This window comes from Cyanobacterium sp. uoEpiScrs1 (genome assembly GCF_947331815.1).
GTDB lineage: Bacteria > Cyanobacteriota > Cyanobacteriia > Cyanobacteriales > Microcystaceae > Rippkaea.
The window spans coordinates 335289-348748 of sequence record NZ_OX373462.1 but is presented as its reverse complement, the minus strand read 5'-3'; the positions used below and the strand labels follow the sequence as shown (position 1 = coordinate 348748).

Annotated in this window: 8 protein-coding genes; 4 read left to right on the top strand and 4 right to left on the bottom strand. The window is 32.6% G+C overall.

The window, feature by feature from the left end; genetic code table 11:
* Positions 1 to 461: 461 nt before the first annotated feature.
* Together glmU and OXU93_RS01255 are read right to left on the bottom strand one after the other, a co-directional pair.
* Complete coding sequence (glmU, locus tag OXU93_RS01260) at positions 462 to 1826, bottom strand: bifunctional UDP-N-acetylglucosamine diphosphorylase/glucosamine-1-phosphate N-acetyltransferase GlmU (RefSeq protein WP_267384028.1); 1365 nt, start codon at positions 1824 to 1826, stop codon at positions 462 to 464.
* 464 nt (positions 1827 to 2290) lie between these two features.
* Positions 2291 to 2680 (bottom strand): hypothetical protein, encoded by a 390-nt coding sequence (locus tag OXU93_RS01255; protein WP_267384027.1) that lies wholly within the window; start codon positions 2678 to 2680, stop codon positions 2291 to 2293.
* A 148-nt stretch (positions 2681 to 2828) separates the two neighbouring features.
* Here OXU93_RS01255 and queA point away from each other — a divergent pair, with 148 nt between their 5' ends.
* Positions 2829 to 3914, top strand: coding sequence for a tRNA preQ1(34) S-adenosylmethionine ribosyltransferase-isomerase QueA (gene queA / locus OXU93_RS01250; protein WP_267384026.1), 1086 nt, complete (start codon positions 2829 to 2831; stop codon positions 3912 to 3914).
* Between the two features lie 132 nt (positions 3915 to 4046).
* Here queA and OXU93_RS01245 read toward each other — a convergent pair whose 3' ends face one another.
* On the bottom strand, positions 4047 to 5417 hold the full coding sequence (locus OXU93_RS01245) for an AAA-like domain-containing protein (protein WP_267384728.1): 1371 nt from the start codon (positions 5415 to 5417) through the stop codon (positions 4047 to 4049).
* Positions 5418 to 5659: 242 nt separating this feature from the next.
* Here OXU93_RS01245 and OXU93_RS01240 point away from each other — a divergent pair, with 242 nt between their 5' ends.
* Positions 5660 to 5818, top strand: coding sequence for a hypothetical protein (locus OXU93_RS01240; RefSeq protein WP_267384025.1), 159 nt, complete (start codon positions 5660 to 5662; stop codon positions 5816 to 5818).
* Positions 5819 to 7215: 1397 nt separating this feature from the next.
* Here the strand turns inward: OXU93_RS01240 and typA are convergent.
* Complete coding sequence (typA, locus tag OXU93_RS01235) at positions 7216 to 9009, bottom strand: translational GTPase TypA (protein ID WP_267384024.1); 1794 nt, start codon at positions 9007 to 9009, stop codon at positions 7216 to 7218.
* 1576 nt (positions 9010 to 10585) lie between these two features.
* Here typA and OXU93_RS01230 point away from each other — a divergent pair.
* Together OXU93_RS01230 and era are read left to right on the top strand one after the other, a co-directional pair.
* The gene (locus OXU93_RS01230) at positions 10586 to 11056 is read left to right on the top strand and encodes a CYTH domain-containing protein (protein ID WP_267384023.1); all 471 of its coding nucleotides are present in this window, start codon (positions 10586 to 10588) and stop codon (positions 11054 to 11056) included.
* Positions 11057 to 11117: 61 nt separating this feature from the next.
* Positions 11118 to 12062, top strand: a complete 945-nt coding sequence (era, locus tag OXU93_RS01225) for a GTPase Era (RefSeq protein WP_267384022.1) — start codon at positions 11118 to 11120, stop codon at positions 12060 to 12062.
* Positions 12063 to 13460: the final 1398 nt, after the last annotated feature.

Below are 13460 nucleotides of genomic sequence, written 5' to 3'. Positions count from 1 at the left end.
ATTCTGTTAACAATTAAAACTAAATTAATAATAAATAATAAATATTAACTATTAAATAAATTTAACTGAATTTAAAAATTAAATATGAGAATGTATATATCTTTATGTCACCTACTGATTCTTTAATATTAGACATAATTAAGTACGGACATTAAAGAAGAAAAGAAGATAAAATAGCTAGTAGTTGTTAAAATAAAAATACAAACTTACGATGGCAATAATAGAGGCTATCTAGTCACGCTCTGGATTGATTTTTTTTTGATGTGAAGGGATTTCTTTTTTAAAATTAAACGAAAAATACGAGATATAATTTAATCGGGACCAATTAACTGTCAAATTTATATTAACCAACTATTTTTAAGAAAATTATTGACATAGCATTGTTCATTTACTTACAACTACTTATAAAAAAAAAGTAAAATTTCTAACCTAAACAATTTTATGTCAATGACGATAATTAATTACTGATTTTTCTTCTTAATATTCATTTTCCAATCCTTAATAATTCGCTGTCGTTCCCGAGCAATAACTAACGCTTGATTTGGTACGTCGTTAGTTACAACAGACCCAGCTGCTACAGTAACATTTTCCCCTAACGTAACTGGAGCTACAAATACACTATTCGCTCCGGTTTTTGTTCCACTACCAATAATAGTTGGGTGTTTTTGTACCCCATCATAGTTAGCTGTAATGGTTCCAGCCCCTATATTAACCTGTTCTCCTAATTTTGCATCCCCTAAATAGGAAAGATGAGCTACATTGGTTTTTTTTCCGACGATTGAATTTTTAATTTCCACAAAATTACCAATACGAGAGGAATTCCCCACCTGTGTTTGACCACGCAAATGAGTATAGGGTCCAACACGACATCCACTAGCTACTTTACTATCAATAACAACTGAGTAGCGTATTGTAACGTTTTCAGCAATTTTACTATTTTCAATTAGGGTTCCTGGCCCTATAACACTCCCTTTTCCAATAACAGTATTTCCTCTTAGATGACTCTGGGGTTCGATCACAACATCAGGTTGTAATTCAACAGTATCTTCAATAGTGATGCTATCAGGATCAACCATCGTTACTCCTTTAACCATCCAATAATCCTTAATCCGATTTTGAAGGATATCATTGGCTATAGCCAATTGTTTACGATCATTAATACCACTAATTTCAAAATAATCTTTTACATCTACTGCCATGACAGGAGATAAATGTTTAACTACATCTGTTAAATAATATTCCCCTTGGTCATTATTAGAAGAGAGTTTCGGCAGCACTGCGGCTAATTGTGGCCAATTAAAACAATAAATACCTCCATTAATACGATGGTTTTGTTTTTGAGCGGCATTACAGTCACGATCTTCTACAATTTGTCTTACTAAATCATTATCGTCACAAAATACCCGTCCGTATCCTCTTGGATTAGGTAAATGAGCTGTGAGTAATGTAGCAGCATTACGATAAACTTGATGGCTTCTCAGTAAATTTTCTAATGTTTCAGGCCTCAGTAGAGGCACATCTCCATTTAGGACTAATAAATCTCCGGCAAAATCTTTCAAAGAGGGTAATAATTGTTGAATAGCATGGCCCGTACCCAATTGTTCCTTTTGTTCAACAAATTCTAAGGAGTTCACCTGATGCAATGACCTTTGGACTCGTTGAGCTTCATAACCTACAATGACAAGTTTTCGAGATGGATTGAGCAGGTAACAACTTTCGAGGACCCGTTCCACTAATGAACGCCCCCCCACCTGATGAAGCACCTTAGGAAGGTCCGACTTCATCCGTGTTCCACGTCCTGCTGCGAGAATTGCTACGGCTACCATTACTTTCCTAGTTAATCAATGTCCCTGGGTGGAGTATACCGTGTCGTGACTCCTTTTGTTCCTAATTGATAGGAATGGTTTTAATATTTTCGTATGCCGTAAGACAGAAGTAACTTCTATGCCTTACAGTTTAGATTTTGCTTTAACAAAACTGAATCTACCCAAAATCAATGAGCTTTTGAGTTTGATGGTCTTACTTTTGTTTCAAATGTTTTCCTTGTGATCTCTGCGGTTTTTCCATATCGAAACCTCAAATAGAAGAGTTATGTGTTGCTTTCCTAGACTCATTTTTCTATCTCCTTTTTTCCAGTCTATTTATATTTGTTGTGCACGCTGCCGGTTGGTCTAACTGGACTTTGGCTTAAAAGCCATAAATAATTTTCTTAGACTGATTGCTTAGTTTACTTGATTTTCTAAGTAAAAAACTATCGTCATAAAATATAGAAACTATATTTTATGACCAATTAAGCCAGAGTTTCCGGACAATATCCTAGCCCTTTGGTGAACTGTTGTCGAAATGCCTCAATGTCATTAATATCGGGCGATCCATGAGAAACAATAGCCACTTGATAACGACGCATAACATCTATAGGAGATTGTCCAGTTTCCAGGCTCCAGAAAACCATTTGAAGACGGATTTCCAGTTCGTAGGGGATACCAATCTCATTCATAAACGCCTTAAAGTTCTCGTGCTGGTAAGGAGTTAAAGCCTGTTTAAACTTGACCCTAACAATCCAACCATTAATTTGATGAACAACTGTCATTGAACAAGATGGCCAGTTATTATTTGATCGTAAATATTCGATAGCCCGTAAGGTTAAGCTTGCATTACCAAGAAAATAAATATAGTCCATTGTTTTTCCCTAATTTATCTGCGTATCAATTATTCTATGTCTTCTAGGGTGACAATAATTTAATCAACTTTCATAGGGGACTCTTCCCCATTCTATACGTTTTACAATAGGGGAAACTACCCAATTTCTCCAAATTTTTGTTTTTCCCATGACTGATGACTGTTTGTTATCGAGTTACGATTACCAATTACCACCTGAGTTGATTGCCCAAACACCTGTTAACCCTAGAGATAGTTCTCGACTACTGGTAGTTAACTGTTTGACGTCTCAGGTTCATAGTGTGTTCCGGGAATTACCCCGATGGTTATTGCCAGGAGACTTATTGGTACTTAATAATACTCGTGTAATTCATGCTAGACTTTACGGACATAAATCGACCGGCGCACCTGTTGAAATTCTGTTATTAGAGGAAAAAGCCCCTTTGTATTGGTTAGCTTTGGTTAAACCTGGAAAACGGGTTAAAGTTGGTTCAGAAATTTGGTTTCCCGACTTTCCAGGGAGGAATAGAAAAAGTCCCATTTATTTAAAAGCTAGAGTACTTAAAGTTGATTCAACAACAGGGGGAAGATTGTTACAATTTGAAAGTTCTTCACCGGATTTATTTTGGCAAGCAATTAAACATCTGGGTAATATTCCTCTGCCGCCTTATATCAACCATTTTGAAGGTAACTGCGATCTTTATCAGACAGTTTATGCTCAAAAACCTGGAGCAGTAGCGGCTCCCACAGCAGGATTACACTTTACCCCAGAGTTGCTACAAAGCTTGACTGACAAAGAAATTGCTCAAGCCTATGTTACCCTTCATGTGGGAGTAGGGACATTTCGTCCTGTGGAGGCGGAAGACATTACCCAACATGATATGCATCCGGAATGGGTAGAGGTTCCCAAAACCACTGTGGAAATGATTGCTCAGACAAAAAAGAATGGGGGACGGGTGATTGCAGTAGGAACAACAGTGGTTCGTTCTCTAGAAGGGGCTGCACAAATAGCTCTAACCCAAGGTGAACAAGGATTAGGACCATTTCAAGGAAAAACTAATCTATTTATTTATCCAGGGTATTCCTGGCAGGTGATAGATGGAATGATTACGAATTTTCACCTACCAAAGTCCAGTTTATTGATGTTAGTTAGTGCTTTAGTAGGACGGGAGAGATTAATGGACTTATATAAAGAAGCAATTGAACAACGTTACCGTTTTTATTCTTTTGGAGATGGCATGCTAATTATAATTTAGTAGTTTATATTACAAGTTAATTACTTTTTTAAAAAAAAGTATAGTATAACTGTTATGGATCTAGATTTTTATTTGCAATAAATATTAGAAAAGACAGCGAAATTAACTAATGTTTTTCAATCAAATCAAAACTTAAAGATTATCTAAAAAATAGTCATGATATAGCTTACAGCTGGGCTGGGCTTGATCTCCTACTAGATTAATTAACCCCATGCTCTCTAATTTATAGGCTATAGATGGTTCTAACTGTATTCCTATTTCAGTTTTAACCACTTGTTTCATTGCCCCAGCCAACTCAGGAGAGAATTGCAAATTATTCCAATGACGGCGTAAATGTGAACCATAAATTCCTCCTTGGGTCGAAGCTTCTTCTAAAAGTTTACTTCTAGAAATATTCTTATAAGTAAGGGCATCAAAAGCAAGACGAATTAAATAAGGGTGTCCTCCTACCATTTCAATTAAATGTTGGGCAAACTTCTGTTCTTTTTTATCTTCTGACCAACTAAATCCGTAATATTTAGCCAAGGTTAATACCTGTTCCAGTCCAAACCCAGGCAACTTGATCTGTCTTCCTACATTGAAAGGAGATTGATTAGCATCAAGTTTAATATAAACCTCGGTAGAATTAGCAATCACTAAGCGAAGATTTTGCCATATTTCTAAATTATTTGCTTCTTCATGCCAATAGCGAAGCATCGGTAAAAAATCTTTAGCAATATTGGGATATTCAAATATATGATCAAGATCGTCTAAGCCCAACGCTATAGGGCGATTAATTTGTTCCAATAGATAACTTTGAAAATAAGTTTTACAACTTACTAAACTGCCAAATAATTCCTCATTCCAATAATCATCAAGTTTAGGTTGAATACCTAACTCTCGGCTAATGTTAGCACAAAACCAGCGAAGAAATTTATCTAGAGTAGTAAACATTGCCCCTTCTGCACCACGTAGATTAAGGTATATTTTGCGACAGTTAAAAGCTTCAGCATAGACGAGAATAGTCTTAAGAAGAGATGTTTTTCCCATTTTTTCAGGCGCTTTGATCCTGATTAACGCACCAGGTTTTAGAATTTCTTGACAACTATCTACTTCAACCGGGGGACGTTGAATATAAATGGGAGATTCAACTTTTATGTGCGTTTGGAGATCAGTGATAGGAAGACTCAAAAACCTTGGACTTGCTGATACTTGCTTCCAATCAGGATATTTAATGTCCTTGAGCCATTCTCGTAAAACTTGGAATTTTCCAGGACCTTTACTGTGGGGATCTAATTCAGGGCAACCATTGGGTTGATCATTGGCAAAACAACTGTAGAGCTCGGTCATTTGTTTTTTATATGTCTCATGACTGGCTGCTTCGGCTAATCCCCAAACTTCTGTATCCGGTTTACGCCAATTTTCATAAGCAAACCGAACTAAAAAGATTTCTCGAAGTCTTCCTTTTAAATTTTGATTGATGGCTACTTCTTTGAGGAATTGATCCCAGCCTTTTGGTTTCATGGCAATTGCCTTAAGAACATTAAATCTAGTATTTATACTGGCAACAATGGCCGTCAGTATCAAGTACGGTTTCTAATACGCGTCTATCATCGATTCTACTATTTTCGCTTTACTTCCATGTTACCCAGCCTTAAAATTCGATTGTGGGACTGACATTCGATGTGAGACGTTTTATCTTAAAAGTGGAGGATTAAAAATACTCAAAACTAACTAAATTGGAGTGAATGAGCAGGAAAAAATTAATGATGAAACCTATCAAATATCAATTAGCCTTAGGAACTGTTATCGTCTTACTAACCATTATCAGCATAGAAACCATAGCAGTCGCTACCCCTCATATTATGCCTGGAAATACAATTACTAACAATGATTGTGGAGGAGATAAAGATGACGAATGCTAAGGAATATAGCAAATTCTGAAGTATTCATTCAAGAATATTCATCAAAAAACTGGGCAAATTTCTGGCTTTTTCCTAGAATATCTAAAACAAGGTCAATATCTTATTAAGATATTGACCTTGTTTTAGATATAAGAGTTACACATTAATAAGTGAACTTAAAATGGCGTGTCTTAGAATATTTAATCCTTACTAAAAATAGAAATTAAAACAATAATAAAATAGAGAAATTATTCAAATATTTAAACTTTGATGGTTTATCATGGATATTTAATGATTCATTCCGTAATCAAGAATTTGATTTCATGACATGAATAGCTAAAGACTAATAAATACCAATTCAAAAAAAAAGAAATAGTAGCTTGAAGTTGTATATAAATGAGATAAGTGCTTAACATTTAAGTATTTTATAAAAATTTTAAAATGATACCATCCTATATTCTATTTTGCCAATAAAACAAAATTAGTCAAAGTTAGCTTTTTCTACTCAAAATAGCTTATTAGATTTTAGAAGATATATGTTTAACGTAATCTATTGAAATAAACTTATATCAACCAGTAACATTTTTTACCAACCAAAGTGAAGTCTTTCCTAAAACGCAAGTTTAGCTATGGACAAAACTACTTAAGTATACTATTATCCTACGTCTATATTTTAGATACTTACAATAAAGATAATTATCTATCTTAGTTAGTAAACATTTTTAGACTTTTTATTTAATTTATATTGATACAATTAAGTTTAATACTTTTGATAAAAAAGTCTGTTGTTTATATTGATGATATTTTCGACATTGTTTAAATTTCTGGTATATTCTTTTTAATTGACTACAACTGAACATTAAGTTAATTTTTAGATTAACTATTTTAATCTATATATTTTAACTCATCAATTAAATTTACTATCATGTTGTTAACAATTAAAATAGAAAATTGTTTATCTTTCAAAATTTATATTTAAATTCTACTGAGTATTTAAATTCTACTAAGTGAGGATATTTTTAATATTTAAGATACTATTTTTTACTGTTAAATTCTTATTTATAAATTTTATTAAAATGATAAATTGCTCTTTAATTTATTTCAAGTATATTTAGATTAATCTAAAAACTAGAATCACTAATGAACTAAAATTTTCCTCTAAGCCTAACATCCTGTATAAATAATTCTATACTGGTAATTTCAGTGTAATTTACCAAATTATGTTACCTAATTTTAATTACAGGATTTGATGATTTTAATAACAACATAAATACAAAGCTATCCTTTAAGTGAGTGCAAATTAGGCTAGAAAACTAAGATTTCCCTTAAAGCGCATGATGCTAGGCTGAAATTTTTTCGATGAAAAGGGTGGGCTTTGCCCACCCTAAAAGAATTTAGGTATTTAACGAGTTTATAGTTTAACGCTTAGCCAATTTTTTAGTTTTCATCTTCCGTAAACGAATAGACTCAGGAGTTACTTCCACTAATTCATCGGGTCCAATATACTCTAAAGCTCGTTCTAAACTCATTTCTTCGGGGGCTTGCAATTGGACTAACTCATCTCCAGTCGCAGAGCGATGATTGGTCAATTGCTTAGTTTTGCAGACATTCAATTCCACATCTTGAGGACGATTACTTTCCCCAATGATCATTCCTTTATATACTTTAGTTCCAGGAGTTATGAAAAAGATACCGCGATCTTCAGCATTTTTCAAGGCATAGAATGTTGCAACTCCTTCTTCAAAGGACGTAATTACTCCATTGTAACGTGTCTCTAAATCTCCAGAAATAGGACGATATTCCAAAAAACTATGGTTCATAATTCCCTCACCCCGTGAGATACGAATGAAATCTCCACGAAATCCAATTAAACCTCGGGCTGGAACTACAAACTCTAATTGAGTTCGTCCGTTGATTCCAGTTTGCATATCCTTCATTTCCCCTTTGCGTTGTCCCAAGCGTTCAATACAAGACCCAACTGCTTGTTCAGGAATATCCAAAACCAGATATTCAAAAGGTTCACAGGGCTGGCCATTCACCTCCCGATAGATAACCTGAGGTTGAGAGACTTGGAATTCATAACCTTCCCGACGCATGGTTTCAATCAAAATACCTAAATGTAATTCTCCTCGTCCAGATACACCAAATTTATCGGGAGACTCACTTTCTTCGACTCGTAAAGCAACATTGGTTTCTAATTCTCTCATTAAGCGATCACGGATTTGTCGTGAAGTAACATAAGTCCCTTCCTGTCCAGCAAAAGGCGAATCGTTAACGGAAAAAGTCATCTGTAGAGTAGGTTCGTCAACTTTAATTAAAGGCAAAGGCTGAGGTTCATTGGGACAGGTCAAGGTCTCCCCAATGTTAGCATCTGCAAACCCAGCCACCGCTACTAGATTACCAGCACTCGATTCTTCAAGTTCCACCCGTTGCAAACCTTCAAACCCGAGTAATTTACTAATTTTTCCTTTAACCATGCTACCGTCCTCTTTCATCAAAGCCGCTTGTTGGCCGGCTTTAATTACCCCATTATGAATGCGACCAATGATGATTCGTCCTAGATACTCGGAATAATCTAGGGTAGTGACTTGTAATTGTAGTGTTTTAGTGGGATCGCCGGCCGGTGGGGGGATATGGTTTAAAATCGCTTGAAATAGTGGTTTCATATCTAACCCTTGATCTTCTAAGCTATTTTTGGCAAAACCGGATAAACCAGAAGCATACAGAGTTGTAAAATCGCATTGATCATCATCTGCACCAAGTTCCACAAACAGATCAAAAACTTTATCTACAGCAATATTGGGGTCAGCTTGAGGACGATCAATTTTATTAACAACTACAATGGGACGTAACCCCTTTTCTAAGGCTTTTTTAAGAACAAAACGAGTTTGGGGCATTGGTCCCTCATTGGCGTCCACAATCAGGATGCAACCATCTACCATTCCTAACACCCGTTCCACTTCTCCTCCAAAATCTGCGTGACCGGGGGTATCTACAATATTAATAACGGTTTCTTCATAGCGTACTGCAGTGTTTTTTGAGAGAATTGTAATTCCTCGTTCCCGTTCTAGGGTATTGGAGTCCATTACACAGTCTGGTATCTCCTCCCCTTCGCGGAATATACCGGACTGTTTAAGAAGGGCATCAACCAAGGTAGTTTTTCCGTGATCGACGTGGGCGATAATAGCAACGTTACGAATAGGAAGAGACATAGAAATGAAATGGTAAAAAAATTTAGAAATGTTACTATAGGTTTCTTAATGATTCTATCTTAAATGATTATGGTACGGGTCGATTAAGTTTGAAGAAATTGACAATAAACAATTGATGATAAATTAAATCACAGTGAAATTAATTGAGAGGAGGTAAGGATATCATAGTATGATTTTATAACTAAAAGATGATAGTTACTCCAGAGAGGTAAACTTATCTTATCTGTTGTTATGGTTAAATAAGTAGAGAATTATTGTTGTTAAAAACTCTCTGCTTGTTCAACATAATTGCTAATGTTATTATATAACAACTTGTATGTTAACAATAAAAACTACGTATTCAACAAATAGTAAACACAACAATAACTATATTTAAGATCGAAATATTAGATTGTTATTTACCAATAAAACTTTAAAAACAGGAAAATATAAAAATGTTAAGATAGAAGTAAAACATATAGCAAACAAGGCTTTGGCAAAAACTATTTTGAATACTCAATTATATCAATAACCTTTAATAGTTTTATTTTTAAATCAGATAAAAATTAGTCTTGACACTAGTATTTTATATCTGCCTGGAGTAATATTAAGTGTCTAATTTAGGTAATTTTTAATATAAAAATTTATTGTAAATAGATTAAAAAATATTATAAGGTTATGCTTTTTTTAAAATTCTAATTTTTAATAAAATATCTACATTAACCTTATTATTGTATGATAACAAGATTAAATTAATACGATTTAACAACTTACTAAGCGGTTTAAGTTATTAATGATCTTATCAACTATGTTCTTATCTATTAGGAATAAAAAGAAAGTAGATAATCGTTAATCTATAACAAGAAGAAATTTTATTTAATTGAGACGATGTAAATTGTATTTTTTGGTAAAATTGTCAAGATAAAAATGTTTTTTTACAAGAACTAAGTATCTATTTTTATCGCAAAATAGGGATTTGAGGCTGACATTGCTACTATATGTTGTTTGCTACAATAGCTTAACCTGAGTCATTATAGCAAACAAACTATTTACATAGGTAGGATTTAAGTTATGATGCAAAAATATTTGACTAAATTTAGACGACTTTAACTATTAGTCTTAGTCTTGTTTAAAACATCATAGTTTACTTAAGTAAACCTTTTCACCATTTTAAAATAAATGAAAGAAAATGCGTTCAAAAATATTACTTTACTTTGATTACTTGCTATATTATCTTTATAATCTCTTATTATTTATTTTTACTTTTAAAGTAAAAATAAATAATAAGAGTGTGAATTGTACTTTCACCTTCTTATTTCTCTGATTTTAATTATACAGAAGACTATTTACAAAATTTTTAAACCTAAAAAAAGAAATTAAATTAGATAGCTATACATATATTATTGGGCAGTTTTCATTATATTAATAATAATATAATGAAAACTATTTACAAATTATTATCTAGTAACTATACTCCTGATTTTTAACCCTGTTTACATGCATAGCTGTCATCTGTATGAGAAACTTTGTATGATTGAATAACCATCGTTTTTCAAAAATTATTTGCTAATTTATATAAGGAGAATGTTCTAATTGTATGGCTATTGAAATTGAACGCAAATTTTTAGTCAAAGAAAATGTTTGGCGCCCTTGGGGACAAGGAAAAATATACCGACAGGGGTATATTCTGACCCAGAATAATATGACTACCGTTCGGGTAAGAATTGTCGGAGATTGTGCATTTTTAACATTTAAAGGAAAAACTAAGGGCTTTACTAGGGAAGAATTTGAATATTCTATTCCCTTAGAAGATGCAGAAATAATGCTAGAGAATCTATGTGATCATCCCTTGATTCAAAAAATTAGATACCGAATACACTTAGGGAATTTAGTTTGGGAAGTAGATGAATTTCAAGGAGAAAATAAAGGATTAATTTTAGCAGAGGTAGAATTAAGTTCTGAGGACCAAGATTTTGAGTTGCCAGCTTGGATTGGTAAAGAGGTAACCCAAGATTTAAGATTTTATAATATAAATTTAGCTCGATATCCTTATCTAATCTGGAAATAAATTTTTATAATTAGTTGTTGTTTATAATGTTATTAGCTGTTTGCCGTTTTTTATTTGTAAAATGAATCACAAATCTAAGCTAATTTCTCCATCCACAATACCAACTGCACCGGAAGGATTTAAGTCTGGTTTTGTTGGGATTATTGGTCGTCCAAATGTTGGAAAATCAACCCTCATGAATCAATTAGTAGGGCAAGATATTTCCATTACATCTCCTATATCCCAAACTACTCGTAATCGCTTAAGAGGAATTTTAACAGTTGAAGAAGCACAAATAATTCTAGTTGATACTCCAGGAATTCATAGGCCTCATCATCAATTAGGAAAGATCATAGTACAAAATGCTAAATCTGCAATTAACTCTGTTGATATTGTTATCTTTGTTGTTGACAGTTCTGTCCCCGCAGGAGGAGGTGATAAATATATTGCTGAACTTTTAGAAACTTCTACTAAGCCGGTTATTCTAGGACTCAATAAAATAGATAAACAAACCTCGGATCACTATTCTTTAGATGAAAGCTATTCAATTCTAGCTCGACTCTATAACTGGCCATTGATTAAATTTTCGGCGCTAACCAAAGAAAGATTATGTCTTTTGCAAACAGTATTGATCAATCACCTTGCTCCTGGTCCTTATTATTACCCACCGAATCTAGTCACTGATCAACCTGAACACTTTATTATAAGAGAACTAATTCGAGAGCAAGTCTTACAGAAAACTCGCCAAGAAATTCCCCATTCTGTTGCAATTATTATTGAAAAAGTTGAAGTTACTTCTAATTTAACCCGTATTTTTGCAGCAATTAATGTTGAAAGAGATTCCCAAAAAAGGATTATTATTGGCACAAAAGGAAATATGCTTAAAGCCATAGGAAGTGCCGCAAGAGAGAAAATACAAACATTGATTATGGGAGATATTTATTTACAACTTTTTGTAAAAGTAGAACCAAAATGGCGACAATCAAGTTCACGATTATCAGAATTTGGTTATTATCTTGAGTCTTAAATGTTATTGTCACTAAACATTAAGAGCAATCTATAATCATATCTTTATTTTAAAAATTTTTTGTTTAGGCCAGTTTTAGTTATCTTATGATAATTATGTCAATTTCCAATAATATTAATAGGAAAAAAACAGAAAACTTGATTAAAGATCTATCGAAAATATCTTAATTTTTAATTAAAAGCTTGTTTTCTCAGTGGTAACTAATCTTAATACTTCAAAAAAAATATCCTGTAAAGGACTAAATTAGTTACACAAATAAGATATCTCCATTTTCTAGACTAGTGGATAAATTAAGGAGATACCGTTACAAAGCGATCACTATTGACTATATATAAAGTTGGATAGCTTTATATATAGTCAATAGCAAGATGATCATTGCTTTAATAGTTATTAATTACTAACTAAATTATACTTAGTTCAGAAGTGCCATTAAAAAGGAAAGATATTTACGCTTGTGAGATATAATTTGACTTGACTTTTAGTATTCAAATTTATTTATAGTTAACAATTTACTTGTTTATAAACATAAAACGTAAACATACTTTTTAAGTAGTATTATCCTTAAACAAAAATATCATCGTTTATATTTAAGTAGGATAAACAATTGTTAGTTTATTAAGTATATATTTTTTGTCAAAAATAGAATTGTATTTATTGATATTTTCTCTCTGTTTAAATTGTTAAACTTGGAACAATTGTGATAAACAAGCTAGGTCAAATATAAGAGCTTGTAACTAATTTGTAACTAATATTTAACTTTTATTAAGAAAAATTTAAATATTGAGTTTTGTTAATATTACTCAATTAATTAAATAACTCATTACAGATTGTGGTTTGTTGGAGATGCTGAACTAGTACTTTCTAAAAATTCAACTTTTTACAAGGGACTTGATATTACTTATTAAAAAAAAATTACTTTTCTAAAGTATAGCTAAACACTTAAAGATTAAATTTACAAATGTAGATTTAATCTTTAAGAACGATTTAATCATAATTAAAGAGCGATTAAAGAAAGAACTCTCTTTACTATTATTTTTTATTTACACATTGATATACTTTTTTTATAGCTAAAATCCATAGATTAACCAGGATTGGAAGTCAAGATTTGAGTTGATAGATTATTTCTACATAGTGTTGACATTTGTTAGAATTCTTCTATCGTTTTTTTGTTTTGAATATCGCCATTTACATCATCTCCCATAGTGGCCGCCGAAGAACAATCTTGGAGTTATAGTCACTGCAGAAAAGAACGAATAATAAGTGTAGAATAACTAATTGCTATGATAAACCAGCTGACAAATTAAAATTATATCAGCTGGTTTCCATATAATAACTAATATGGACTTTGTTTTCTCCAAATTGCTATTAACCCGGACAAGTAAAACAGAATTTGCAAGT

Coding starts and splice junctions, on each gene's coding strand:
- glmU (WP_267384028.1), bottom strand. CDS start 1,826: ATGGTAGCCGTAGCAATTCTCGCAGCAGGACGTGGAACACGGATGAAG.
- OXU93_RS01255 (WP_267384027.1), bottom strand. CDS start 2,680: ATGGACTATATTTATTTTCTTGGTAATGCAAGCTTAACCTTACGGGCT.
- queA (WP_267384026.1), top strand. CDS start 2,829: ATGACTGATGACTGTTTGTTATCGAGTTACGATTACCAATTACCACCT.
- OXU93_RS01245 (WP_267384728.1), bottom strand. CDS start 5,417: ATGAAACCAAAAGGCTGGGATCAATTCCTCAAAGAAGTAGCCATCAAT.
- OXU93_RS01240 (WP_267384025.1), top strand. CDS start 5,660: ATGATGAAACCTATCAAATATCAATTAGCCTTAGGAACTGTTATCGTC.
- typA (WP_267384024.1), bottom strand. CDS start 9,009: ATGTCTCTTCCTATTCGTAACGTTGCTATTATCGCCCACGTCGATCAC.
- OXU93_RS01230 (WP_267384023.1), top strand. CDS start 10,586: ATGGCTATTGAAATTGAACGCAAATTTTTAGTCAAAGAAAATGTTTGG.
- era (WP_267384022.1), top strand. CDS start 11,118: ATGAATCACAAATCTAAGCTAATTTCTCCATCCACAATACCAACTGCA.